Below are 24,318 nucleotides of genomic sequence, written 5' to 3'. Positions count from 1 at the left end.
GGGCATGGGGGACCTGGCGGACGCGGGGGAAACCCAGGCGGTGTCGCCGCGAACGCCGCCACGCCGCGCAACGCGTCGGCGTCGGACTGGATCGCCGTGGCGGCCGGCGCACTGGGCGCCCTGCTGGCCACGCTCGATATCTCGATCACCAACTCCGCCCTGCCGCAAATACAGGGGCAGATCGGTGCGTCGGGCACCGAGGGCACCTGGATCTCGACCGGCTACCTGATGTCGGAAATCGTCATGATTCCGCTCGCCGCGTGGCTCACGCGCGTGCTCGGTCTACGGCGCTTTCTGATGCTCAACGCCGTTTTCTTCACGCTCTTCTCGATGATGTGCGGCGCATCGAGCAGTCTGGCCGAGATGATTGTCGGCCGCATCGGACAGGGCTTTGCCGGCGGCGCCATGATTCCGACAGCGCAGATGATCATCCGCACGCGCCTGCCCCGCCACCAGATGCCCGTGGGCATGGCAATGTTCGGCCTGATCGTACTGCTCGGCCCGCTGCTCGGCCCGGTGGTCGGCGGCTGGCTCACCGAGAATGCCAACTGGCGCTGGTGCTTCTTCCTGAACCTGCCGATCTCGGCGACTATCGTCACGTTGCTCATGCTCGGCCTGAAGCGCGAACCGACCCATCTGCAGGCGTTCTTCAAGGCAGACTGGCTGGGTATCGTGGGCTTGACCATCGGCCTGAGTACGCTGACCGTGGTGCTGGAGGAAGGACAGCGCGAACGCTGGTTCGACTCGCCGCTGATCGTCTGGCTCTCGATCGTGTCGGCCATCGGCATCGCCATGATGCTGGTGGCGCAGTTCACGGCGGAGAAACCGATCGTCAAGCTCTCGCTGCTGGGTAACAGGAATTACGCGAGCGTGATCTACATCGTGTTCACGGTGGGCGCGGGACTCTATGGCGTGTCGTATCTGCTGCCGCAGTTCCTCGCGACGATCGCGGGCTACAACGCGCAGCAGTCGGGCAACATCATGCTGCTCTCGGGGCTGCCTGCCTTTCTGATGATGCCGTTCCTGCCGCGCCTGATCAGCCGCGTGGACATTCGTCTGCTCGTGATTCTCGGGCTGCTGTGCTTCTTCGCCAGTTGCATGCTCGACATCGATCTGACCGCGCAAAGCGTGGGGCATGATTTCACGATGTCGCAATTGCTGCGCGGCGTGGGACAGATGCTCGCGATGATGCCGCTCAACCAGGCGTCGATGGCGGCCGTCGAGGCGCAGGACGCGGGAGACGCCGCCGGTCTGTACAACATGGCCCGCAACTTGGGCGGGTCCGTCGGACTCGCGTTGCTCGGTACGCTGATCGACCGGCGCACCGCCTATCACGACGCCATGCTGCGCGAGACGATCACTGCCAACAGTTCGCTGGGTCAGGCGCATCTTGCCGCCAACGCGGCGAGCTTCTTCGCGCAGACGGGGGATAGCGTGCATGCGCAATTGCAGGCCACCGCACAGCTGGCCGCCGAGATCGCGCAGCAGGCGAGCGTGATGACCTTTTCCGAAACTTTCTATGCACTGGGGATCGCGCTGCTGCTTTGCGTGCCGCTGGCCCTGCTGCTCAAGCAACCGACCGGCTTCAGTTCGGGCGGACATTGACCGATCATGACGCTGCATATCCGAACGATGGCCCTCGCGGCCGCCCTTCTCGTCACCGGCTGCACGGTTGGCCCCGATTATCGTGGCGCGCCCGAGGTGGCGGCCAATGCCCTGCGCACGGGCGCCACGTATGCGCATGCCGGAGACGGCATCGCGGCGCATACGCCGGGGGTCGCCCGATGGTGGACGACGCTTGGCGATGCGCAACTCACGGCGCTGATCGACGACGCCATCGCCCATAGCCCGGATATCCGCGCGGCGCAGGCGAAGGTGCGCCAGTCTCGCGCGAGCCTGCGCAATCATCAGGCCGACCTGCTGCCCAAGGCGGGACTCGATCTCGCGACGCTGCGCACGCGCTCGCCCGATCTGAGCCTGCTTGGCGGCAATGGCGGAAATGGCGGCAGCGGCAGTGGTCGCGGCCCGCTCGACTTGTATCTCGCCGGGTTCGACGCGAGTTGGGAGATCGATCTGTTCGGCGGCACGCGACGCGCTGTCGAGGCCGCCAGCGCGGACGCCGATGCGGCGTCGGAGGATCTCGCGGACGCCCACGTACAACTCGCCGCCGAAGTCGCACAGGCCTACGTCGCCTTGCGCGATCAGCAGGCACGGCTGGCGCTGGTGCGCGACTCGGCACAACTCGAAGGCGAGATGCTCGATCTCACCCGCCAGCGTCGCGCGGGGGGCGTCGCGTCGGAACTCGACGTCGAACGACTCATCACGCAGGTGGAACAGACGCAATCGCGCGTGCTGCCGCTCGAAGCGGACGTCATCGAATCGCTCGATCAGTTGGCGCTGCTCACCGGCCGTGCGCCGGGTGCGTTGGACACCGAGCTGTCGGTTCCCAGGGCCTTGCCGAGCGTGCCGAAGACGGTCGCCATCGGCGATCCGTCCGCGTTGTTGCAGGCACGCCCGGACATCCGTGCGGCAGAACGTCGCCTGGCGTCGCAGAACGCCCAGATCGGTGTGCAAACGGCCAACTGGTTTCCGAAGCTCTCGATCATGGGCGAACTCGGATATTCGGCGCTGGATCCGGGCCATCTGGTGCGTAAAGACAACTTCAGCTGGATGACGCTACCGCGCCTGCAATGGAATGTGCTCGATTTTGGACGCGTGCAGGCGAGCGTCGACGGCGCGAAGGCCGGTCGCGATCAGGCGCAGGCGAAGTATGAAAGTGCCGTGCTCAGCGCGTTGCGCGACGCCGACGTGGCACTGGCACGTTACGGGCATCAGCGCGAAAACGTATACCGTCTGCGCAGTGTGGAGGCCTCGGCCACGCGGGCCGCAACGCTCACGCGTCAACGTTATCGCGCCGGCACCGCAAGCACGCTCGATTGGCTCGATGCCGAACGCACGCGCTTTTCCGCCGAGCAGGACCGGGTCGCGGGCGATGCGCAACTGCTCAAGTCGTTCGTGACGCTACAGAAGGCGCTGGGTCTGGGATGGCAGGTGGGATCGACGCCGGGTTCGACGACGGGGTAAGGGACACGCGATACGATGCATCGCCGAACAAGATGACAATCGGGCGGCGCGGTCATCTTGACGGGCGGCGCAGGCAAGACGGGCATCGCATGGCAACGTACTTTTCGGCGGCGCCAATGAAAAAACGCTCCAGAAGCTTTCGCGTCTGGAGCGTTTTTACCAACTGAGTTGGTGCGGCTGGCAGGATTCGAACCCACGACCCCTTGGTTCGTAGCCAAGTACTCTATCCAACTGAGCTACAGCCGCATTTACTACACGCGAGACCCGATCAGGCGATGCTGCTGCTGTCGGTTCGCCTTCTCATCGACGCGGGCCGAATGTGCATGACATGCGGCGCGTCACTGGGAAGGACTCTCCCGAAAAACGGAGGGTCTCCCCGTGAGGAGACCCTCGAAATAAGTGGCGCGGCTGGCAGGATTCGAACCCACGACCCCTTGGTTCGTAGCCAAGTACTCTATCCAACTGAGCTACAGCCGCGTCGTGAGAACAGAATTATGTAAGAAACCCGCCTACCACGCAAGTGATTTTTGCAATTCTTTTGTCATAACTCCGATTTCCCTACCGTATCGCGCATTCCATGCGGGATTAGCGCGGAATCATCCGCACTGGCAAGTCTTTGCAGCTAGAGCAATTACTCCACGCAAACCCGCGTCGAATCAGGGCTTTCCATGTGCGCCCATGCGCGACAGCACGGTATGCTACGGCTTTTTGCAGCGCGTCGAAGGGCGCGTTTGCCGCACGCGCGAGACCGGATCGGCAAGACAACCGGTTCGGCTCCCTCTCTCGCGCGGCCAAAAGAAAAATGCGACGAAACCACGCACCGCGCGCCTACGCTCTTCCCCCGGCGACGACGATGCGATAAAAACCATATTCAAGGAGGCGCTCATGGAAAAAGTCTGGCTCAAGAGCTATCCGCCCGGCGTGCCGGCCGAGATCGACGTCAACACGTATCGTTCGCTGAACGATCTGTTCCTGCAGAGCTGCCGGAAGTTCGCGAATCGTCCGTCGTTCACCAATCTCGGGGTGACGATGACATTCGCCGAGCTCGAGCGCCAATCGCGCCACTTCGCCGCGTATCTGCAAAGCCTGCCCGGACTCGAGCGCGGCTCGCGCGTGGCAATCATGTCGCCGAACCTGCTGCAATACCCGGTCGCCGTCTTCGGCATCCTGCGTGCCGGGATGGTCGTCGTCAACGTCAATCCGCTCTACACCGCGGGTGAACTCGAGCATCAACTCCAGGATGCCGGCTGCGGCGCCATCGTCGTGATCGAGAACTTCGCCGCCACGCTGCAAAAGGCCTTGCCCAACACGCCGGTCAAGCACGTGATCACGACGGCCATCGGCGACCTCGTGCCCGCGCCGAAGCGCTGGATCGTGAACTACGTGGTGCGCCACGTGAAGAAGATGGTGCCCGAGTGGCACATCCCGCACGCGGTGCCGTTCCGCACCGCGCTGGCGAACGGCGCACGCGCCACGCATCAGGAAGTGCCACTGGGTCACGACGACATCGCGTTCCTGCAATACACGGGCGGCACCACCGGCGTTGCCAAGGGCGCCATGCTCACGCATCGCAACATGATCGCCAACATGTTGCAGGCGCGCGCCTGGATCGGCGAGGGACTCCAGGAAGGCAAGGAAATCATCGTCACCGCCCTGCCGCTCTATCACATCTTCTGCCTGACGGCGAACTGCCTGGTGTTCCTCCAACTGGGCGCACTGAACCTGCTGATTACCAACCCGCGCGACATGCCCGGCTTCGTGAAGGAATTGGGGAAGTGGCGGTTCACGTTCATGACCGGCGTCAACACGCTGTTCAACGGGCTGCTCAATACCCCGGGCTTCGACCAACTCGACTTCAGCGCACTCAAATGCGCACTCGGCGGCGGCGCCGCCGTGCAACGGGCGGTGGCCGAGCGCTGGCAGAAGGTCACGGGCCATGCGCTGATCGAAGCTTACGGTCTGACCGAGACATCGCCCGCCGTGTGCATCAACCCACTCGGCAGCGAGTTCAACGGCTCCATCGGCCTGCCGATCTCGTCGACGGAGGTGAGTATCCGCAACGATGCCAACGAGGCGCTCGGCTTCGGACAGGAAGGGGAAATCTGTGTGCGCGGCCCGCAAGTCATGAAGGGCTACTGGAACCGCCCTGACGAGACCGCCAAGACCGTCACGCCCGACGGCTGGCTGCGCACGGGCGACATTGGCACGATGGACGAACAAGGGTACGTGCGCATCACCGATCGCAAGAAGGACATGATCATCGTGTCGGGCTTCAATGTGTACCCGAACGAGGTGGAGAGCGTGTTGGCCATGTGCCCGGGCGTGCTCGAATCGGCCGTCGTCGGCGTGCCGAGCGAGCGTACCGGCGAAGCGGTGAAGGCCGTGATCGTCAAGAAGGCGCAGGACCTGACGGAGAAGGCCATCGTCGACTTCTGCCGCGAACACCTGACGAACTACAAGGTGCCGCACGTGATCGAGTTCCGCACGGAACTGCCCAAGACGCCGGTCGGCAAGGTGCTGCGCCGCGAACTGCGCTAACGATTCACGTCATCGAGTTGTCTCGTCGTCCGTAACGACATTCAGAAACGTGGACGCCGCGTTGACAATGGCCGGGAGCCATCCCGGCCATTGTCATTTCAGACGGCGAAACATCGTCGTCTCGATCGAGAGATCGGCCTCGATTGGTAACTTTTGGTTACAGACGTGACGTGCACACCTTGGTACAACAGGAGCACGTCAGCGAAGCTTTCAGGCGGCACGCGTCGTGATTCGCGTCAAAACGTAAGCGGCGGCCGCCATGCCGAAGGTGGCCGTGACACACACGCTCGAGCCGAAACCGGCGCAGTTCAGGCCCTGTGGGCCCGCAACGGCATTCGCCGCTTCAGCGGGGGTGCACGCCGCTTCCGGGTACTGCAACGGCTCATCCGAGTACACGGCGGGTACGTTGAACTTGGCTTTCGGCCCACGGACAAAACCATGTTGCTTGCGTAATTGCGCGCGCACTTTGGCCAACAGTGGATCCTGGATCGTGCGGGTGAGATCGTCGATACGGATGCGTGTCGGATCGATCTGACCGCCGGCCCCACCCACGGTGATCAGACGCTGCGCATGCGCCACGCACCACGCGATGAGTGCCGTCTTCACGCGGACGCTGTCGATGGCGTCGACGACCCAGTCGAAGCCGCCGCCCAGCATGGCGTCGAGGTTGTCCAGGGCAACGAAGTCCTCGACCAGCGTGAGTTGGCAGGCGGGATTGATGGCCAGGATTCGCTCGGCCATCGCGGTCACCTTCGGCTTGCCGAAGTTGCCGTCGAGGGCATGCACCTGACGATTGGCATTGCTTTCGGCGACGTTATCGAGATCGATGAGCGTGAGCCGGCCCACGGCGCTGCGCGCCAGTGCCTCGGCCACCCACGAGCCAACGCCGCCAATGCCGATGACGGCCACGTGCGCGTCACGCAGGCGCGCGAGACCGTCGTTACCGTACAAACGCGCGACGCCGCCGAAACGGCGGCCGGCGTCAAAATCTTCCTCCGGTGGCGGAGTGGGCACCGGAGCAAACATATTCGACGGGGTACTGTTCATGATGCGATGGGTAACGTCCTTGAAATGGCTGGCGATCACGATGGTCGCCATCGTGCTGGCATTCGCGGCGTTCATCACGTGGTTTGACTGGAACTACGCCCGGCCCTTCATCAACCGGGAGGTGAGCACCGCGACCGGTCGTCCGTTCGACATCCGGGGCGACCTCTCGCTGCACTGGCTGGCCCCGAACGCCAATGCCCCCGGGCTGGGGCGCTGGCTGCCGCGGCCTCGCCTGATCGCGAATGATATCGTGTTAGGCAATGTTGCGTGGAGCCAGGCGCCGAACATGATCACGCTGGGCCGGCTCACGTTCTCACTTGAATGGCTGCCGCTGCTCGACAAGCACGTGGTTCTGCCCGAAGTCGCCTTGTCCGCGCCGAAGGTGCTCATCGAGCAGCGGGCCGACGGGCAAAACAACTGGACCTTCACGAAGGGCGACGGCAAACCGTCGCCGTGGACACTGCGCATCGGCCGCCTGATTCTCGAAGACGGTGAGGTCCACGCCAATCTCGTGCCGCAGCAGCTCGATCTGAACGCGAACATCGCCACCATCGACGGCCAGGCACCTTACGGCATCGGCATTTCGCTCAAAGGCACCTTTCGCAAGGTCGCCGTCACCGGCCACGCCCGCGCAGGCGACGTGCTCTCACTCGAAGATACCGGCGATCCCTTCCCGCTCGATGCCGACGTGCGCATCGGACGCACGCAGATCGCAGCCATTGGCACGTTCACGAATCCGGCCACGCTCTCCGCGCTCGACATGCATCTGCGCCTGTCCGGGCCGACGATGGCCGACCTGTATCCGATTACCGGCGTGCTGCTGCCGCAAACCCCGGCCTACGAGACCAACGGTCATCTGCTGCATACGGCGGGCGTGTGGCGTTATGAACGCTTCCAGGGCAAGGTCGGGCAGAGCGATCTGTCCGGCACCCTGGTCTTTCGTCAGCGGCAGCCGCGCAATATCCTGCAGGGCGCGGTCGTGTCGAATCAATTGCGGCTGGTCGATCTCGGTCCGCTTGTCGGCGCACAGAACCCTTCGGGCGGCGGCGATCTGACGGGCAAGCCTAAGGCGCCGCCGTCCGACAAGGTGCTGCCGGTCGACCCGTTCAAGACCGATCGCTGGCGTGCCATCGACGCCGACGTGCAGTTCACCGGCCGCAAGATCATCAAGGACAAACGCCTGCCGATCGACAACCTCGTCACCCATCTCGTGCTCGACGACGGCGTACTCTCGCTCCGGCCACTGGAATTCGGCGTTGCGGGCGGACGCATCACCTCGACCCTCGTGCTCGACGGGCAGACCACGCCGATGAAGGTCGATTCGCAGGTCTCGCTCCGCCACCTGCAGATGAAGCAATTGCTGCCGGACGTCAATCTGATGAAGACGAGCGTCGGCGAGGTCAACGGCGACGCCGCACTCACGGCGACCGGCAACTCGATTGCCGCGCTGGCCGGCTCGTCGAATGGCGAGATCAAGACACTGATCGACCGCGGCTCGATGAGCAAGCTGCTGCTGGAGTATCTGGGGCTCAACGTCGGTAATATCGTCGTCACCAAACTCTTCGGCGACAAGCAGATCGAGATGCGATGCGCGGCCGCCGACTTTGCCGTGCGCGACGGTGTCATGGACGCGCGTACGTTCGTCGTCGACACCGACGACACGAGCATTGGCGTTACCGGACAGGTCGATCTCAAGCGCGAGCACTTCAATCTGACCATCCGGCCCGAGCCGAAGCACTTCGGCCTCCTGTCCTTGCGCTCGCCGCTCTATGTGCGGGGCACATTCAAGCATCCGGACGTCGGCGTGAATGTCCCCACGCTGATCGCCCGCGCCGGGGGCGCGATCGCACTGGGCGTGCTCGCGCCGTACACGGCACTCGTGCCACTGCTCGAACTCGGCCCGGGCAAGGACAGCCCTTGCGGCGAACTGCTCGCCAGCCTGAAGCGTCCCCCCAGCCGCCATCCGTCGGCGGTCAAGCCGGTGCCCGGCGCGAACGGCAATCCGGCCGGCGGCCAGCGCGAACCCCGCGCATCGGCCACGGCCCCGACGTTCGGGCCGGGCCGCGAAACGCCCTGACCGCCCATGCCGATCACGTCGCCGTCGCTCGGTCAACGCAATGCCCATGCCCGCGCTAGGGAATTGTCGCTGCCGCGCCACGCAACGTCGCGGATGGCGCCAACCGCACCCTCCATTAGTTCACTCCTTAAATATCAAGCACATGACGCGAATCGCCCGTCCCACGGTGCATTCGGAGAATCGATGCGCCGGCAATGCGGCAAATCGCCTCTTGCGCACGTTCGCCGAGTCTTCGCTATACTGTGTCGCAACCCCACCCGCAACAGACCGACACCGATCGTCGTGACCCAGACGCTTTCTCTCGCGGACCTGCGCAAAAATTACGCCCTCGGCTCACTTTCCGAGACCGATGTCGCGCCCAGCCCGTTCGATCAATTCCGACGCTGGTTCGAGCAAGCGCTCGCGGCCCAACTGCCCGAGCCCAATGCCATGACGCTCGCCACCGTCACGCCTGACGGCCGGCCCGACGCTCGCATCGTACTCATCAAGGGCGCGGACGAAAACGGATTCACGTTCTTCACGAATTACGAGTCGCGCAAAGGCCGCGAACTGGCGGCCACGCCTTACGGCTGCCTGCTGTTCCACTGGATCGAACTCGAGCGCCAGGTGCGCATCGAGGGCCGTGTCGAGAAGGTGAGCGAAGCGCAGAGCGACGCGTATTATCATTCGCGCCCGGTGGGCTCCCGTCTGGGGGCCTGGGCCTCGGTACAGAGCGCCGAAGTGTCGGATCGCAGCATCATCGAGCAACGCGAGGCGGAATTCCGGCGCCAGTTCGGCGACGCCCCGCCGCGACCGCCCCATTGGGGGGGCTACCGGCTCCTGCCGGAGACCTTCGAATTCTGGCAGGGCCGCGAGTCGCGCCTGCACGATCGCATCAAATATTTCCAGCTTGCCGACGGATCCTGGCGCGTCGCGCGCCTGTCCCCGTAATCATGATGTCGGCGACGCCGACGCGGTACGCCTGCCTGCCCGTTTGACGAGGAGACGTCACTGTGCCGTGCGCTACGGAATGAAGTTTTTTTGGTGACACTTGGAGCATATCCATGTTGTGGGAGAAAAAACTCGAAAACTGGGTCAGCGGCGTCAAGACATCCTCCAACCTGCCGATCCGCCTCGCGCTCTGGAATGGACAGCACTACGATTTCGGCGCGTTCGATAACCCCAGCGTAACGTTGCGCATCAATGGCCCCGCGGCCGTGACGCGTCTGTTGAGTCCCAGCCTGGACAATCTCGGCGAGGCCTATGTGAAGGGCGAGATCGACGTCGAGGGCAAGCTCGTCGACGTCATCGACATGAGTTACGCCCTCGCCGGCAGCAGCCTCACCACGCTCGGCCCGCTGGAACGTGCGGTGCGCCACTACACGCACAGCAAGAAGTCCGACAAGCGCTCGATCGAGTTCCACTACGACGTGTCGAACGAGTTCTACCAGCTCTGGCTGGACAAGAACATGGTCTATTCGTGTGCCTACTTCGAGAACGGCGACGAAGACCTCGACACGGCGCAAGAGAAGAAGATCGATCACATTCTCACCAAGATCGCCTTGCAGCCCGGGCAGACACTGCTCGATATCGGCTGCGGCTGGGGCGCCCTTGTGATTCGCGCTGCGCAGAAGTTCGGGGCGAAATGTGTCGGCATCACGCTGTCGCAGAATCAGTTCGATCTGGCCACCGAACGGGTCAGGAAACTCGGCCTGACGGATCGGATCGAAATCCGCATCCAGGATTATCGCGACGTGCAAGGTCAGTTCGATCGCATCACGAGCGTGGGGATGTTCGAGCACGTTGGACGCAAGAACCTGAAAGACTACTTCGCCAAGATGGCGTCGCTGCTCACGGACGACGGCGTCGCCATGAACCATGGCATCACCTCGACCGATCCGGATAGCGGCGAGACGGCGATGGGCGGCGGCGATTTCATCGACAAGTACGTGTTCCCCAACGGCGAGTTGCCGCACATCAGCCTCGCGCTCGAATCGATGCAGCGCGGTGGACTCGAAGCGAGTGATGTGGAAAGCCTGCGCCGTCACTATGCCCGCACCCTCGCGCTCTGGTCCGAGCGCTTTGAAGCGCACGCCCCGCGTCTGCGCGAACTGGCGGGCGAAGAGCGCTTCCGCGTCTGGCGCGTGTACCTGGCGGGCTGCGCGTACGCGTTCGAGCATGATCACGTCTCGCTCTATCAGGTGGTCTGCCGCAAGGCGGGTCAATCCGCCACGCGTCTGCCCTGGTCGCGCCGTTACATGTACGAGAACCGATGAGCCAGTTCGATCTGTTTGGCACGGCGCCTGACGATCCCGCGACAGGCGGACGTGCCAGGCAGGTCGATGGCGACACCGAGGCACCAGCAAGCCACGCCCCTCGCGCCGGTCAAACACGCCGCGGCGGTGTCGGTGCGGCAGATCTTCCCGGCGACGTGCATCGGTTGGGCGAGCGGCTACCCGGCTCGATTCGCCTGGGCACCTCGTCGTGGTCGTTCCCGGGCTGGAAAGGCATTGTCTGGGACGACGACTACAGCGACACCAAGCTCTCGCGTCAGGGGCTCACCGCATACGCGAGCCATCCGGTGCTGCGTTGCGTGGGGATCGACCGGTCGTTCTACAAACCGATGTCGATTGTCGAGTATCAGAAGTACGCGCAGCAGGTGCCGGAGGACTTCCGCTTCCTGGTCAAGGCGCCCAGCGTCGTGACCGACGCCCTCGTGCGCGGAGAAAAAGGCGAAGGCCTGAGCGCGAACCCCTGCTTTCTCGACGCGCGAATTGCCGCCGAGCAGTTCGTGACCCCGTGCCTGACCGGGCTCGGGTCGAAGGCGGGCGTGCTGGTGTTTCAAGTGTCGCCCTTGCCGTCGGATCTGCTGCGCGACATCCCCGCCCTGATTCACCGTATCGAAGCGTTCTTCGCCGCGCTGCCGCCACTGCCGCAGGGGGACACTACACCCGAAGGCCTCGCCGCTCCCGGGCCGTGCTACGCACTGGAAATTCGCGACGGCGCGTTGCTCACGCCGCGTCTCATGCGCTCGCTCGGGCCGTTGGGGGTGCGCTATTGCCTCGGCCTGCACGCGCGGATGCCGCATGTGGAACGGCAGGCCGCGGCACTGGCGATGCTCGACGAAGCGGGCGCCGGGCCACTCGTGGTGCGCTGGAATCTGAACAGTGGCCATCGCTACGAGCAAGCCAAGGCGAAATATGCGCCGTTCGACAAGATTGTCGATCCCGACCCGGTCACGCGCGACGTGCTGGCCGCGCTGGCCGCCCACTACGCCCTCGCTGGCCATCCCGTGTACGTGATCGTCAACAACAAGGCCGAAGGCTCGTCACCGCTGTCGTGCCGCGCGCTGGCCGAACGTATCGTCGAGTTGACTTCGACACCGTCGCTCGCCAGCGCGGAGTGACGATGGCCTGCCCGATGCGACGACGGAACGGCGTGAAGACGTGAAGGCACAACCACGCCACGCTCGGCACGCGGCACGCACCCCTCGCGAAAACGACAATGGCCCGAGCCGGCATCTGCGCCGAACTCGGGCCATCGTGATTGCACTGCGAAGCGGCTGAACGTCCCGGGAAGAGCTTGAACGCTCCCGGACGCCCTTACGCTTTACGCCACGAGATGCGGAATCGGCACGTCCGGATTCACGTCGGCCTCGTAATCCACACCGTCGATCTCGAATCCAAACAAGCGCAGGAATTCGTGCTTGTAGCCGGCGAAGTCCGTGAGGTCATACAGGTTCTCGTCGGTCACCTTGTCCCACAGTGCTGCGACTTCAGCTTGCACGTCGGGCGAAAGCTCCTTCTGATCGGTGCGCACACGGCCTTCGTCGTCGAGCTTTGGCGTCGCGCCATACAGGCTGTCCTTGTACAGGCCGTAGATCTGCTCGATGCAACCCTCATGCGTGCCCTTGGCCTTCATCACCTTGAACAGCAGCGAGAGGTAGAGCGGCATCATCGGGATGGCCGAGCTGGCTTGCGTGACCAGCGCCTTGAGCACGGCCACGCGCGCGTCGCCGCCGCTGGCCGCGAGTTTGGCGCGAAGGCCCAGCACCTTCTCGTCGAGATCCTTTTTGGCCGCGCCAATGGACCCATTCCAGTAGATGTCGTGCGTGAGCTTCTCGCCGAGATACGTGAACGCCGTGGTCTTGGCGCCCGGGGCGAGCACGCCCGCGTCGGCGAGCGCGTCGATCCACATCTGCCAGTCTTCGCCGCCCATGACGGCCACCGTGTTGTCGATCTCTTCCTGCGTGGCCGGTTCGAACACCGACGCCTTGACGACTTCCTTGTCGGTATCGATACCGCGCAACGTCACCGACTTGCCCACCGGCTTGAGTACCGAGCTGAACACCTGCCCCGTTTCCGGATGCGTGCGGCGCGGCGACGCCAGGCTGTAGACGACCAGATCGACCTGACCGAGATCCTGCTTGATCGTCTCGATGGTCTTGGCCTTGATTTCCTTGGAGAAGGCGTCGCCGTTGATGCTCTTCGCGTACAGCCCCTTCTCGGTGGCGAACTTGTCGAACGCGGCCGTGTTGTACCAACCGGGCGTTCCCGGCTTGGTCTCGCTGCCGGCGCGCTCGAAGAACACCCCCAGCGTTGCGGCGTCGCTGCCGAAGGCGGCGGTAATGCGCGCGGCCAGGCCGTAGCCGGTCGACGCACCGATCACGAGCACCTTTTTCGGGCCGTTCGCAATCGCACCCTGCGCTTTCACATACGCGATCTGTTGCTTGACGTTGGCCTCGCAGCCGACAGGATGGGTGGTGACGCAGATGAAGCCGCGCACGCGTGGCTTGATGATCATGGAAACCTCGTTCACAAAAATCGGAGATGCCGGCTCACCCGGCAAACACCGCGCATTGTAAACGAGGTCGCGACCGAGCCGGCATTTTGACGGGGGGTTCTCTCACCCCATGCTTTGGCTTTCAGACACCCGGCGAAGTCCGTTCGGACAACGCCGAACGGTTCTCGGCTTATTCGGGTGCGGCCACGGCCGAGCGATCGTGTCGCTTGGGAAACTGAATCTGCCGGATACGGCGCACCAGCAATGCGGCGGCAATCGCCGCGATGCCCGTGAGCAGCACCCCCGCGTGGACGGCGTTCACGAGCGTCTGGCGAGCGGTTTCGACCAGCGGCATGCCGTCGATTCCCATGGCCCGCAGATCGGTCAACAGGTCGGCACGCAGGACCGGATCGATCAGGATGCGCGGGTCGAGCGCGCGCCCGACGGCATGGGCCGCCGGCGTACCGTCGTAACCCGACACCACACCGGCCACCCCGTTGGCATACCAGTGATTGACCAGCGTGCCCACAATCGTCGTGCCGAGCATGCCGCCGACCATGCGCGTCGACTGCAACAGCGCGGTGGTGATGCCGAAACGTTCGCGCCCGGCGATTTCCTGCCCGAACACGTTCATGTTGTTCAGGATGAAGCCGATGCCAATGCCCGCACAGCCCATCATCAGGGCGATCATGCCGTGCGACGTCACGCGATGGGACAGCCCCACCCCGGCCGAGGCCACGGCCAGCAGACAGAACCCGAGGATCAGCATGTTGGTCGGACGCGACAGGCGCACCACGATCGGCGTATTGATGAAGCTGCCCAGCGCGATGCACGCGGCGAGCGGTGTCGCGATCAAGCCGGCCGCCTGCGGGCTGAGACCGAAGCCGCCCTGCAACAGCAATGGCGCGAAGAAGATCAGCGAGTACATCACGAAGCCGATCAGCACCGACAATGTGAAGAGCACCACGAGCTGCGGGTGACGGAACATGTCGAGCGGCACGATGGGATGGGTGGCGCGCCGTTCCGTGCGCAGCAATACCCAGAAGCCGATCGCAACCCCGGCAATCAACAGCCCATTCCCGAGCGATACGCCATGGGCCGGTAAGTTCTCGATGAACACCTGAAAGCCGCCGAGTACGACGGCGATCCACAGTGCGCCACGCCAGTCGACGCGCACGTCGCCTTGATGTGCCGACGGAAACTTGGGCAGGTATCGCCAGACGAAATACAGCGCCGCCAGACCGACCGGCAGGTTCACGAAAAATGTCGAGCGCCAGCCGAAATGCTCGGAGAGCAGGCCCCCCAGCGATGGCCCCGCCGCCGTGCCGATGCCATAGGCCGTGGTGATCACGACCTGCCAGCGCACGCGCGAGCGAGCGTCCGGGAACAGGTCGGGCACGGAGGCGAAAGCGGTACCGACCATCATGCCGCCACCGATCCCCTGCAATCCGCGCGCGAAAACGAGGAACGGCATGTTGGGGGCCAGACCGCAAAGCACCGAGGCGACGGTAAAGGTCAGCACCGAGGCGATCACGAACCGGCGACGACCGAAGTAATCGCCAAGTCTTCCGAACACCGGCACGGTCACGACGGAGGCCAGCAGGTAAATGCTCGCGATCCAGGCGTAATACTCAAAGCCCTTGAGTTCGGCGACGATGGACGGCAATGCAGTACTGACGACGGTCTGGTCGAGAGCGACCAGCATGTTGACGAGCGCAATGCCAATCATGGCCATCAACGCATCGCGAAAAGGCAGGGGGCGCACGGCGGGCTACCTGAAGACTACATGGAGGGGAGCCGCCATTTTACGTGAAAATTAATGAACATATGAACGGTTAGGCGCGGCGCGGGTTTCCGGGCCCTATCGCCCGCGATGCCCCGGCGGGCGGGGATCCGACCGTGCGAAATCCACGATGGCAACTGTCTTCGAAGAAAATTCAACGGCAGATCGAGTCACATTCACGAACACGGCTACCGCCCCACCGCGCGTCGCCGCCCTCGTTTCGCCAGAACGCGGCGTTGTCCGATACCTCTTTCGGAGACTCCTTTAGCCCAACGGCATACGCACTCGGCATCATGAGTGTGTCCCGGTCGTTGACCGCGTTTGCCGATCATCGCCCGTCGTTGGCCCCCATCAGGAGATACGCCCATGAGACATCGCCCCGTGCGCAACGACTATCGACGCTGGCTGGAGACGCAGGCCGCTGCGGCGTCGGGCGACGCGCCGCACGCGACGCTCCCACCCCCAGCACTTCCCCCACTGCCCGCTACGTTGCCATTTGCTGGCTATGTGGTTTGGTGCTACGGGAGCGTTACGTATCTAGACATTCGCTTCGATCACCATCGCTTCGAGATCGTCACGCAACAGGTACCGCGCGCCGCCGAAGCGTTTTACTTCGACAGCCTCGACGCCGCCTACGCGCATGCCGCCGACGTCGGCGAGCCTTGCCTGATATTGTTCGCCGAAACCGCAGACGCGCCCGTGCGTATCGTTGGATGACACGCCAATGCGCTTCGACGGCGGGCGCGCCCCGCGCGTCGCTGAATTACGCGGCGAGTCGCGCCAGGCGATGCCCGGTCCGCAACGGCACGGTCCGTCGGCCAAGCCTCCCGAGCAACGCCCGCCGAACGCCCGCCGAACGCCCGTTGAGCGCCCGTTGAGCGCCCGCGGTCCGCGTTAAGCCGCCGTCTTGAGCCTGCGCGCAAACTTCTCGCGGAATTTCTTGAGCTTCGGCGCCACGACATACGCGCAGTAGCCCTGATCGGGATGCTGGCGGAAGTAATTCTGGTGATACGCTTCGGCGGGCCAGAACGTCTGCGCGGGCACCACTTGCGTGACGATCGGATGCGCATAGGTCATCTCGGCCATCAACTCGGCGATGAGATGTTCTGCCGCCGTTTTCTGCGCCTCGTCCTGATAGAAGATGGCGGAGCGATACTGCGTGCCGATGTCGTTGCCCTGGCGATTGACGGTCGTCGGATCGTGGATCTGGAAGAACACGATCAGCAGTTCCTCAAACGTGACGACGCCGGGGTCGTACGTCAGCCGCACCACTTCCGCGTGACCGGTCTCGCCCTCGCAGACTTGCTCGTAGGTCGGGTTGTCGACATGACCGCCCTCGTAGCCCGAGACTACGGACTTGACGCCATCGAGCTGCTGGTAGCAGGCCTCGAGGCACCAGAAACAACCACCGGCCAGCGTGGCAACTTCCATATGGGTATTGCTCAGGGAGTTCGTCTGCTCTGTCATCATGACCTCGCTTGTCGACTATGATTTTGCCGCGGCGCACCAAACCAATAGGGCGGGCGATCCATGGTTCGATCGCCCGCCCTATTGTCGCGCAGAAGTCCGGTGAACGGCGCAAATAACCCTATGCGGCCCGCATGTCGCGCCCGCGCATGACTAACGACCTAGCACTGAAATTGCGTGATGAGCGGATGCAGCAGACGCGCACCGACGCGGGCCGTGAGACCGTCGCGGTCGTACGTCGGGTTGTACTCGGCGATATCCGCCACGCGCAGCTTGCCCGAACGACGCACCACACCGATCAGCGCCTCGACCACTTCGAGCGCCACGCCATGAGCCGCCGGCGCCGACACCCCCGGCGCCTTCTCGCCCGGCAAAACGTCCATGTCGATGGTCAGGTACACGTGGCTCACCTCGGCGAGCATTGCATCGAGTCGTTCACACATCTCCGGCAGACGATGCGCCAACATGGCCTCATCGAGCCAATAGTCCACCTGCAACGCCGCCGCCCGCTCGAACAGTGCGTCGGTATTGCTGTAACGGCTCACGCCAAGACACGCGTAGCGGAAAGGCGCCTGTCGGCCCGCGAGCCACTGCGAGATTTGCCAGAAGGGGGTCCCCGAACTGGCGCTCGGCTGGGCACGCAAATCGAAGTGGGCGTCGAAGTTGAGGATCAGGATCGGCTCGTCGCGCAGGCGGTCGCCGAAATGCTCGGCCACGCCAAGGAATGTGCCGTAGGCGATCTCGTGTCCGCCGCCCAGTACCACCGGACGGGCGCCCGCCGCCAGTACCTCGGCCACGCGATGGCCGAGCGCGGCCTGCGCCGCTTCGAGCCGGCCGTCGGCACACACAATATTGCCGCCGTCGAACACCGCGGGCGAGCCCTGCACAGGCAAGCTCGCCAGCGCGCGACGCAGCATGTCCGGGCCGGCGACGGCGCCCAAACGTCCGTGATTCCGGCGTACGCCTTCGTCACTGCAAAACCCCAGCACAACGGCGCCACCCGCGACCTGCGACGCGTCGTAGTCGCGCAGCACCTGATGCAGACGCAGGGTGTGGCCGGCTTCACCGGTATCCACGCGGCCTTGCCAGACCGTTCGATCGATTGTCATACGTTTTGCCTGCCTTGCCTTACCGTGCAATAACCGCTTGCAGAAACTCCCGCGTACGCGCTTCGCGCGGCGCGGTGAAGATCTGCTCGGGCGACCCGGCTTCGATGATCCGGCCCTGGTCCATCACCACCACGACATCCGCCACTTCGCGTGCGAACCCCATCTCATGCGTGACGACGAGCATCGTCATGCCGTCGTTCGCCAGCGTCTTCATCACTTGCAGGACTTCGCCCACCAGTTCCGGATCGAGCGCCGACGTCGGCTCGTCGAACAACATGACCTGCGGCTGCATGGCCAGCGCGCGGGCAATCGCCACACGCTGCTTCTGGCCGCCCGAGAGCGTGCCGGGGAAGACGTCCGCCTTTGCAGCCAGCCCCACCTTTGCGAGCAGTTCGCGGGCCAGTGTCTCGGCCTCGGCGGCCTTCATGCCGCGCAGCTTGCGCGGCGCGAGCGTCACGTTCTCGAGCACCGTCAAGTGCGGGAACAGATTGAACGACTGGAACACCATGCCCACTTCGGTGCGCAGTTGATTGAGGGCGTTCTCGCCCATCATCTTGCCGTGATCGACGAGCTTGTGGCCGACAATCTCGATCGTGCCCTGCTCGGCCGTCTCCAGCCCGTTGCAGCAGCGCAGGAACGTACTCTTGCCCGAGCCGCTCGGGCCGATGACAACGACCACCTGGCGCGCATCGACTTCGAAATCGATGCCCTTGAGTACCTGAAGGCTACCGTAAGCCTTGCCCAGTCCTTCGATCTTCAGGATAGGCGCGCCGAATTCCTTCTTCGCTTCGTTCATTGCACGGCACCTCCGGCACGCAGGGACTTCTCGGCGCGCTGCAGCAGCAGCGTGGTGGTGCCGGTCAGAATCAGATAGACAAACGCAATCGCCAGATACACTTCGAGCGAGCGGTACGACACGCTGATGATCTTCTGGCCTTCGTGCATCACGTCGTGAATCGTGAGCAGCGACACCAGCGCAGAGTTCTTGATCAGCGCGATGAATTCATTGCCCAGCGGCGGGATCATGCGCACGATCGCCTGCGGCAGAATCACCGAACGCATGGCCATGCCGTAAGGCATGCCGAGCGAGCGGGCGGCTTCCATCTGACCACGTTCGATCGACTGGATGGCACCACGCACAATTTCCGAGACGTAGGCGCCGCTATAGATGCCCAGGCCCAGTACACCGCACAGGAATGCCGGCAGCAGAATGTTGAACTGCGGCAGGCCGAAGAACAAAATGAAGAGTTGCACCAGCAGCGGCGTACCGCGAATGAATGTGACGTAGGCGGTACAAATGCTGTAGCGAATGCGATGCGCCGGGTTCAGGCGGCCCATGCCGATCAGCAAACCCAACACGCAGCCCAGCGCCAGCGCGCAGGCCGTTACCTCGACGGTCACGAGCGCGCCCCGCGCGAGGTCTTGCCAGTTGGCCCACACCGGCGAAAAATCGAGTTCCATGCGTACTCCGTCAGTAGCTCTACGGCTTTATTGCGTCGGCGGGCGCCGTCTCCCCATTCGGGGCGACGATCCACCCGCCCGGTATTACGTTGGCATTACGTTGGTGAAAAACTTACTTCGCAGCACCGAAGTACTTGGTGACCAGCGCGGCGTAGGTGCCGTCGGCACGCACCTTCTCAAGCGCCTTGTTCATCTCGTTGGTCAGCTCGGTGTCGCCCTTGCGCACGGCAAAACCATAGCGCTCGACCGTCAGCGTCTTGTCGAGCACCTTCACGACCGGGTTCGCCTTGGCGTACAACAGCGCCGCAGGCTTGCCGGTCACGGCGGCGTCGGCGCGGCCAATCTTCACGAGTTCGAACATCTGGTCGTTCTTCTCGACTTCCACGCGCTCGACCTTCGGGTAGCTTTCCTTCAGGAACTGCACCGACTTCGTGCCCACCTGGACCGACACCTTCTTGCCGTTCAGGTCGGCCGGTTCCTTGATGGCCGTGTTGTCAGCCTTGACCAGAATCGCCAGACCGCCGGTGTAGTACGGATGCGTGAAATTCACGACCTTCAGGCGCTCGTCGGTGATATAGATCGCCGATGCAGCCACGTCGGCACGCTTTGACAGCACGGCCGGGATCAGGCCCTTGAAATCGATGTCGATCCACTCGATCTTCTTGCCCATGACCTTGCCGAGGGCTTCGATCATCTCGACGTCGAACCCGGTACGCTTGCCGTTTTCCACGTATTCGAACGGCGGGAAGGTCGCATCGGTGGCGACACGCAGCACGTCGTCGGCCGCGAAAACCTTGCTCGAGCAGGTGATGGCCAGCGCCATCGTGAACAGGATGTGACGCAATTTCATCTGGGACTCCTTCGTGTAGTCTCGGTCGGATAACCGGTTAAAAGTATTGCAATCGATTCGAAATACGCTCGGCTGCCGCCAACGTGAGGCGAATCAGCTCATCGTGGCGCTGAGCCACACGCACGGCCGGCGCCATCAAGGTGATGGTGCCTTCCAGACGCTCCTTGGCGGCGAACACCGGGGCCGACACGCCCCAGACGCCGAAGTCGACTTCGCTTTCGGACACCGCATACCGCTGCTTGCGGATCTCCTCGACCTGCGCAACCAGACGCTCCTGCGCCACCGGCTGGCCCGCCAGTTGTCGGCTGATCAAGCTCTCGCGCGTGGCTTGCGGCAGGAACGAGAGCAGCGCCTTGGCGGAAGCGCCATGCACCAGCGGGTGGGCACGCCCCTTCGCAAAGGAGCAACGCAGCGATTGCTCGCTCTCGTGCATGTCAAGGCAAACGACCTGGCCATTCGCGGCGACCAGCAGACCCACGGTCTCGCCGGTGCGCTGCACGAGGGCTTCGATTTCTTCGCGTGCCTGAGTGACAAGATGCGAGTTGTGGTCGAAACCCCACGCCAATTGCACGCCGACCGGGCCCGGTTCGTAGAGCGCCTCATGGGCGTGCTCCTGCACCAGGCCCCACTTCTTGAGCGGCACGAGGTGGCGGTAAACGGTAGAGAGCGGCAAGCTCGTTTGCGCGGCGATCTCGCGTGCCGCGATCGGTCGTCCATGACGTGCGACCGTCACAAGCACTTGCAACACGCGCTCTGAGACCGATTGCGCTTCGGTGGTGTCCATCGTCTTAAAAAGCCAAAGAAAGCAAAGAAATCAGCGGGCTACCCCGTTGATGACGACATGGGCGCTATCTTGCGACGCAATTCCCAAAGTAAAAAATTGAATTCCCACCCGATGGTAACAAACCAAAGGATTACGCATAGGTATTTTCCCTTACGCATTACGCGAGCGACGCACAAAAAAACGCCGAACCCCTTATGAAACAAGGGATTCGGCGTTTTTCAGCGAACACCGGGTGATCTTTTTTATTATCGACCGAGCATCGACGTTTGCGATTCGGAGGCGGCCGATAACCACCCAATGAGAATCGGCTTCTGTACTTTCCCAAGGGCGCTCTTCGGCAGCGCGTCGACGATGACCACCCGTCGCGGCAATTTGAAGCGAGCGATGCGTGCGCCGAGGAAATCGAGCACGGATTGTTGCGTCGCGCTCGCCGATGACGCGGACACGACGACGGCAACGGGCACCTCGCCCCATCGCTCATCCGGCACCCCGACGACAGCGGCCTCCAACACGCCCGGACAGTCGACCAGCGCGTTTTCAATTTCTGCCGGATAGATGTTCTCGCCGCCCGAGATGATCATGTCCTTGCTGCGACCCACGACTTCGAAACAGCCGTCGTCGCGCAACCGTGCCAGATCGCCGGAGTGAAACCAGCCGCCTTCAAATGAAGCGTGGTCCGGCGCGCGCCAGTACTCGCGCATCACATTCGGCGCGCGCACGAGAATCTCGCCAACCTCTCCGGCGAGAACCGGCCGGCCCGCGGCATCGGTCAGGCGGACTTCCACGCCGGGGCACGCCCGGCCAACCGTGCCGGGATGTGCCTTCGCCTCGCCGAAGCGCAACGCGATCGACACCGGCCCGGTCTCGGTCGCGCCATAGACTTGCCCGAGCGGGATGCCGCGCGCATGGAAGGCGTCGATGGCCGACATCGGCACAACGCTGGACCCGGCCATCACGCCGCGCAACGAGGACAGATCGGTCGTCTGCCATAGCGGGTGGCATTGCACCGCGCGCATTGTCGCGGGCACCATCAACGACAGCGTCGGCCGATGTTTCGCCACGTCGGTGATCCAGGCGGCCGGATCGAAGCGCGGATGCAACGTAACGCTCGCCCCGCGCAACAGCGCCGGTAACGTCTGGATGCACAAACCGCCGACGTGGAACATCGGCAAGGTCGAGAGGACGTGGTCTTCGGCACGCATCTCGTGCGCCCACCAACTGGCCTCGGCGTTGGCCAGCAGCCCGGCCTGTGTGTGCAAGGCCCCCTTGGGCTCGCCCGTTGTGCCCGACGTATAGGCGAGCAACACGGGGGCATCGGCGGCAACGTCCGGGTAATCGACCGGCTTGATCGACGGCACCGCGATCAGCCCTTCGATCGACGCAATGGCCGGTGGCGGCAGCTCGGTGTCGCCGGTGACTTCGAGCGCATCGCGAATCTGACGGGCCATGTCGCGGTGCGTCGCGTCTGACCAGAGCACGCGCACCCCGGCATGGCGCACGATGGCCGCCAGTTCGGGAACGGCGAGACGGAAATTCAGCGGCAGGAAGATGGCGCCGGCACGTGCGCACGCGAACAACAGCGCCAGTTGCAGCTCGTCGTTCAGCCCCAGGCACGCGACGCGCTCGCCCGGGGCGATCCGCCACGTGCCGCGCAGATGGCCGCCCACACGTTCGATGCGGCGCCAAAGTGCGGCGAAGTCGGTCTGCTGCGCTTCGTCGCCAACGCCGCAGCGCAGCGCCAGCCGCTGCGGCGTGGCACGTGCGTGACGGGCAAGCGCTTCTACAAAGGGCGTCAACTGATTCTCCGTGACAAGAGAGACGGTGAGGCGTGAGTGCGTAGCTTACTCGTCGCGCTCGCCCGGTTCGTAAAGCGCCTCGCGGCCGATGCGATCGAGGCACAGCTCCGCGGTCCAGGGCAACATCAGCGCACCGCAACGCGAATCACGATACAGGCGTTCGAGCGGCAGCGTCTTGAGCATCGACTGTCCGCCGCACGTACGAATGGCCAGACGGCACAGCTCGTTGGCATTCTCCATGATCGTGTACTGCGCCGCATAGGCGCGCAGACGCGCCTCCTTGCCCGGGTCGGCCCGGCCGTCCTGCAACGCGCGCAGGAAAAGCGCGCGCGTCTGCTCGAGCATGATGTGCATCTGCGCGACGGCAATCTGCTTGGTCGGATACATACGACGCTTGACTGGCGCCCCCATGCCCTCGGCTTCCCCTCGCAAATAGCGCACGGTGAAATCGTACGCGGCCTGAGCGATACCCATGTACGTCGGGGCCAGCGTCATGAACATGTGCGGCCAACGGCTGGCGGCCTGATAGTAAACGCCGCGCGGCATCAATTGCAGTTCGTCGGGAACGAACACATCCTTGAAAAGCAGCGTGCGCGAGACGGTGCCGCGCATGCCGAGCGGATCCCAGTCGCCGGTCACGGTGACGCCCGGGGCGTCGCCGGGCACCGCGATATAGAACGTGTCCTTCATCGACAACTCGGGCTTGTCTTCGGTGCACAGCACGCCGTAGTAGTTCGCCGCCCCCGAGAGCGACGCGAAGATCTTGCGTCCGTTGATCTTCCACCCGCCGTCGACTTTCGTCGCCGTCGTGCCGAACGGCGCCTTGCCCGCCGCGGCCGCGCTGCCCTCGGAGAACGGTTGCGCATAGATCGCCCCGTCCTGGATCACGCGCGCGAAGTGATGCTCGCGATAGCGCGCATGCTCGGCGCGTTGCTCGGGCGTCATGTCGAGATCGTCGGCGAGAATGCCGGTCCACATCATCGAACATGTGTGCATGTTGAACGTAAGCGCCGTCGCACCGCAATGGCGGCCCAGTTCGGCGGAGACCATCATGTACGTGGCGAAATCGGCGCCCAGGCCGCCGTCCGATTCGGGAATGCACAACTTCAGCAAACCGGCGGCGCGCATGTCGTCGTAGTTCTCGAACGGGAACGACGCTTCGCGATCCCAGCGGGCGGCGCGCGGCGCGAGCGACTCGCGTCCCACCTGCTCGGCCAGCGCCAGCAGGCGCCGTTGCTTGTCCGTGAGCGGATGATGCTCGCCGACGATCGAAGGGGGCTGATAGGCCACGGTGGTCTCCTAGAGTGATTCGAGGAAGGCGCGCACCTCGGCATTGAATTCCGCCGGATGCGTCAGATTCATGAGATGCCCGGCGCCGGGCAGGCAAACGTAGCGCGCCGCCGGGATGGCGTCGGCCATGCGCGCCATGACTTTCGCCGGCGCGTTGGCGTCGTGCTCACCGGCGATCAGCAGCACCGGCACGGCAAGACGCGCGAGTGCGGCGCGCTGTTCGAAACCGACCAGCGCCTGGAGCGCCGCGCGGTAGGCCGCGGGCGTGAGC

20 protein-coding genes and 2 tRNA genes are annotated in these 24,318 nt (G+C 63.9%); 8 read left to right on the top strand and 14 right to left on the bottom strand.

Annotated features, from left to right (window positions below; genetic code table 11):
* Positions 1-1,605, top strand: a 1,605-nt coding sequence (locus tag A985_RS26280; protein WP_017235021.1) for a DHA2 family efflux MFS transporter permease subunit, incomplete at its 5' end; no start/stop codon positions are given.
* Between the two features lie 6 nt (positions 1,606-1,611).
* The gene (locus A985_RS0119315) at positions 1,612-3,084 is read left to right on the top strand and encodes an efflux transporter outer membrane subunit (RefSeq protein WP_017235020.1); all 1,473 of its coding nucleotides are present in this window, start codon (positions 1,612-1,614) and stop codon (positions 3,082-3,084) included.
* A gap of 169 nt (positions 3,085-3,253) precedes the next feature.
* Here A985_RS0119315 and A985_RS0119310 read toward each other — a convergent pair.
* Both A985_RS0119310 and A985_RS0119305 read right to left on the bottom strand, forming a co-directional pair.
* A tRNA-Arg gene (locus tag A985_RS0119310) sits at positions 3,254-3,330 on the bottom strand.
* A gap of 154 nt (positions 3,331-3,484) precedes the next feature.
* Positions 3,485-3,561: transfer RNA gene (locus tag A985_RS0119305), tRNA-Arg, on the bottom strand.
* A 408-nt stretch (positions 3,562-3,969) separates the two neighbouring features.
* Here A985_RS0119305 and A985_RS0119300 point away from each other — a divergent pair.
* Positions 3,970-5,622 carry a long-chain-fatty-acid--CoA ligase gene (locus A985_RS0119300; protein ID WP_017235019.1) on the top strand — a complete coding sequence of 551 codons (1,653 nt, stop codon included), beginning with the start codon at positions 3,970-3,972 and terminating at the stop codon, positions 5,620-5,622.
* A gap of 210 nt (positions 5,623-5,832) precedes the next feature.
* Here the strand turns inward: A985_RS0119300 and tcdA are convergent, their stop codons facing one another.
* The gene (gene tcdA, locus A985_RS0119295) at positions 5,833-6,669 is read right to left on the bottom strand and encodes a tRNA cyclic N6-threonylcarbamoyladenosine(37) synthase TcdA (RefSeq protein ID WP_026132159.1); all 837 of its coding nucleotides are present in this window, start codon (positions 6,667-6,669) and stop codon (positions 5,833-5,835) included.
* Here tcdA and A985_RS0119290 point away from each other — a divergent pair.
* From A985_RS0119290 to A985_RS0119275, 4 genes are all read left to right on the top strand, one after another.
* Positions 6,668-8,746 (top strand): AsmA family protein, encoded by a 2,079-nt coding sequence (locus A985_RS0119290; protein ID WP_198288722.1) that lies wholly within the window; start codon positions 6,668-6,670, stop codon positions 8,744-8,746. The two genes, tcdA and A985_RS0119290, sit on opposite strands and share 2 nt — an antisense overlap.
* Positions 8,747-9,028: 282 nt before the next feature.
* On the top strand, positions 9,029-9,676 hold the full coding sequence (gene pdxH, locus A985_RS0119285; RefSeq protein WP_017235016.1) for a pyridoxamine 5'-phosphate oxidase: 648 nt from the start codon (positions 9,029-9,031) through the stop codon (positions 9,674-9,676).
* A gap of 113 nt (positions 9,677-9,789) precedes the next feature.
* Entirely contained in the window at positions 9,790-11,001 is a 1,212-nt protein-coding gene (locus tag A985_RS0119280; RefSeq protein ID WP_017235015.1) for a cyclopropane-fatty-acyl-phospholipid synthase family protein, read from the top strand.
* Entirely contained in the window at positions 10,998-12,131 is a 1,134-nt protein-coding gene (locus A985_RS0119275; protein WP_017235014.1) for a DUF72 domain-containing protein, read from the top strand. The genes A985_RS0119280 and A985_RS0119275 overlap by 4 nt, the downstream gene beginning before the upstream one ends.
* A 203-nt stretch (positions 12,132-12,334) precedes the next feature.
* Here A985_RS0119275 and fabV read toward each other — a convergent pair whose 3' ends face one another.
* Complete coding sequence (gene fabV, locus A985_RS0119270) at positions 12,335-13,528, bottom strand: enoyl-ACP reductase FabV (RefSeq protein WP_017235013.1); 1,194 nt, start codon at positions 13,526-13,528, stop codon at positions 12,335-12,337.
* Positions 13,529-13,697: 169 nt separating this feature from the next.
* Complete coding sequence (locus tag A985_RS0119265; protein WP_026132158.1) at positions 13,698-15,236, bottom strand: MFS transporter; 1,539 nt, start codon at positions 15,234-15,236, stop codon at positions 13,698-13,700.
* 420 nt (positions 15,237-15,656) lie between these two features.
* On the opposite strand from A985_RS0119265, the gene A985_RS26275 reads away from it, so the two are divergent.
* Positions 15,657-16,007: a hypothetical protein gene (locus tag A985_RS26275; RefSeq protein ID WP_017235011.1), complete on the top strand. Its 351-nt coding sequence runs from the start codon at positions 15,657-15,659 to the stop codon at positions 16,005-16,007.
* A 177-nt stretch (positions 16,008-16,184) separates the two neighbouring features.
* Here the strand turns inward: A985_RS26275 and msrA are convergent, their stop codons facing one another.
* The 9 genes from msrA to A985_RS26270 all read right to left on the bottom strand — a co-directional run.
* Positions 16,185-16,760, bottom strand: a complete 576-nt coding sequence (gene msrA, locus A985_RS0119255; protein WP_232424681.1) for a peptide-methionine (S)-S-oxide reductase MsrA — start codon at positions 16,758-16,760, stop codon at positions 16,185-16,187.
* A gap of 158 nt (positions 16,761-16,918) precedes the next feature.
* A complete protein-coding gene (hutG, locus tag A985_RS0119250) occupies positions 16,919-17,866 on the bottom strand; it encodes a formimidoylglutamase (protein WP_017235009.1) in 948 nt (315 codons plus the stop codon).
* A 19-nt stretch (positions 17,867-17,885) separates the two neighbouring features.
* Positions 17,886-18,662, bottom strand: a complete 777-nt coding sequence (locus A985_RS0119245; RefSeq protein WP_017235008.1) for an amino acid ABC transporter ATP-binding protein — start codon at positions 18,660-18,662, stop codon at positions 17,886-17,888.
* Positions 18,659-19,327: an amino acid ABC transporter permease gene (locus tag A985_RS0119240; RefSeq protein WP_017235007.1), complete on the bottom strand. Its 669-nt coding sequence runs from the start codon at positions 19,325-19,327 to the stop codon at positions 18,659-18,661. Before A985_RS0119240 ends, A985_RS0119245 begins: the two co-directional genes overlap by 4 nt.
* 112 nt (positions 19,328-19,439) lie before the next feature.
* The gene (locus tag A985_RS0119235; RefSeq protein ID WP_017235006.1) at positions 19,440-20,177 is read right to left on the bottom strand and encodes a transporter substrate-binding domain-containing protein; all 738 of its coding nucleotides are present in this window, start codon (positions 20,175-20,177) and stop codon (positions 19,440-19,442) included.
* Between the two features lie 37 nt (positions 20,178-20,214).
* Positions 20,215-20,961, bottom strand: coding sequence for an IclR family transcriptional regulator (locus A985_RS0119230; protein ID WP_017235005.1), 747 nt, complete (start codon positions 20,959-20,961; stop codon positions 20,215-20,217).
* A gap of 245 nt (positions 20,962-21,206) precedes the next feature.
* Positions 21,207-22,757 carry a class I adenylate-forming enzyme family protein gene (locus A985_RS0119225; protein WP_017235004.1) on the bottom strand — a complete coding sequence of 517 codons (1,551 nt, stop codon included), beginning with the start codon at positions 22,755-22,757 and terminating at the stop codon, positions 21,207-21,209.
* Positions 22,758-22,802: 45 nt separating this feature from the next.
* Positions 22,803-24,047, bottom strand: a complete 1,245-nt coding sequence (locus A985_RS0119220; RefSeq protein WP_017235003.1) for an acyl-CoA dehydrogenase family protein — start codon at positions 24,045-24,047, stop codon at positions 22,803-22,805.
* 9 nt (positions 24,048-24,056) lie between these two features.
* Positions 24,057-24,318: alpha/beta fold hydrolase (locus A985_RS26270; RefSeq protein WP_039830557.1), on the bottom strand; the 262-nt coding region annotated here is incomplete at its 5' end.

Origin of the sequence: Pandoraea sp. B-6 (assembly GCF_000282835.1) — a bacterium.
In the GTDB taxonomy this organism is placed as follows: domain Bacteria; phylum Pseudomonadota; class Gammaproteobacteria; order Burkholderiales; family Burkholderiaceae; genus Pandoraea; species Pandoraea cepalis.
Note: the sequence above shows the minus strand (reverse complement) of the source record. Positions and strands in the feature narration are given on the sequence as shown.

Excerpts from the sequence above, each read along its gene's own strand:
- fabV (WP_017235013.1), bottom strand. The coding sequence starts at position 13,528 with ATGATCATCAAGCCACGCGTGCGCGGCTTCATCTGCGTCACCACCCAT.
- A985_RS0119265 (WP_026132158.1), bottom strand. The coding sequence starts at position 15,236 with ATGATTGGCATTGCGCTCGTCAACATGCTGGTCGCTCTCGACCAGACC.
- A985_RS0119240 (WP_017235007.1), bottom strand. The coding sequence starts at position 19,327 with ATGGAACTCGATTTTTCGCCGGTGTGGGCCAACTGGCAAGACCTCGCG.
- A985_RS0119230 (WP_017235005.1), bottom strand. The coding sequence starts at position 20,961 with ATGGACACCACCGAAGCGCAATCGGTCTCAGAGCGCGTGTTGCAAGTG.
- A985_RS0119315 (WP_017235020.1), top strand. The coding sequence starts at position 1,612 with ATGACGCTGCATATCCGAACGATGGCCCTCGCGGCCGCCCTTCTCGTC.
- tcdA (WP_026132159.1), bottom strand. The coding sequence starts at position 6,669 with ATGAACAGTACCCCGTCGAATATGTTTGCTCCGGTGCCCACTCCGCCA.
- A985_RS0119235 (WP_017235006.1), bottom strand. The coding sequence starts at position 20,177 with ATGAAATTGCGTCACATCCTGTTCACGATGGCGCTGGCCATCACCTGC.
- A985_RS0119300 (WP_017235019.1), top strand. The coding sequence starts at position 3,970 with ATGGAAAAAGTCTGGCTCAAGAGCTATCCGCCCGGCGTGCCGGCCGAG.
- A985_RS0119275 (WP_017235014.1), top strand. The coding sequence starts at position 10,998 with ATGAGCCAGTTCGATCTGTTTGGCACGGCGCCTGACGATCCCGCGACA.
- A985_RS0119290 (WP_198288722.1), top strand. The coding sequence starts at position 6,668 with ATGATGCGATGGGTAACGTCCTTGAAATGGCTGGCGATCACGATGGTC.
- A985_RS0119280 (WP_017235015.1), top strand. The coding sequence starts at position 9,790 with ATGTTGTGGGAGAAAAAACTCGAAAACTGGGTCAGCGGCGTCAAGACA.
- A985_RS26275 (WP_017235011.1), top strand. The coding sequence starts at position 15,657 with ATGAGACATCGCCCCGTGCGCAACGACTATCGACGCTGGCTGGAGACG.
- msrA (WP_232424681.1), bottom strand. The coding sequence starts at position 16,760 with ATGATGACAGAGCAGACGAACTCCCTGAGCAATACCCATATGGAAGTT.
- hutG (WP_017235009.1), bottom strand. The coding sequence starts at position 17,866 with ATGACAATCGATCGAACGGTCTGGCAAGGCCGCGTGGATACCGGTGAA.
- A985_RS0119245 (WP_017235008.1), bottom strand. The coding sequence starts at position 18,662 with ATGAACGAAGCGAAGAAGGAATTCGGCGCGCCTATCCTGAAGATCGAA.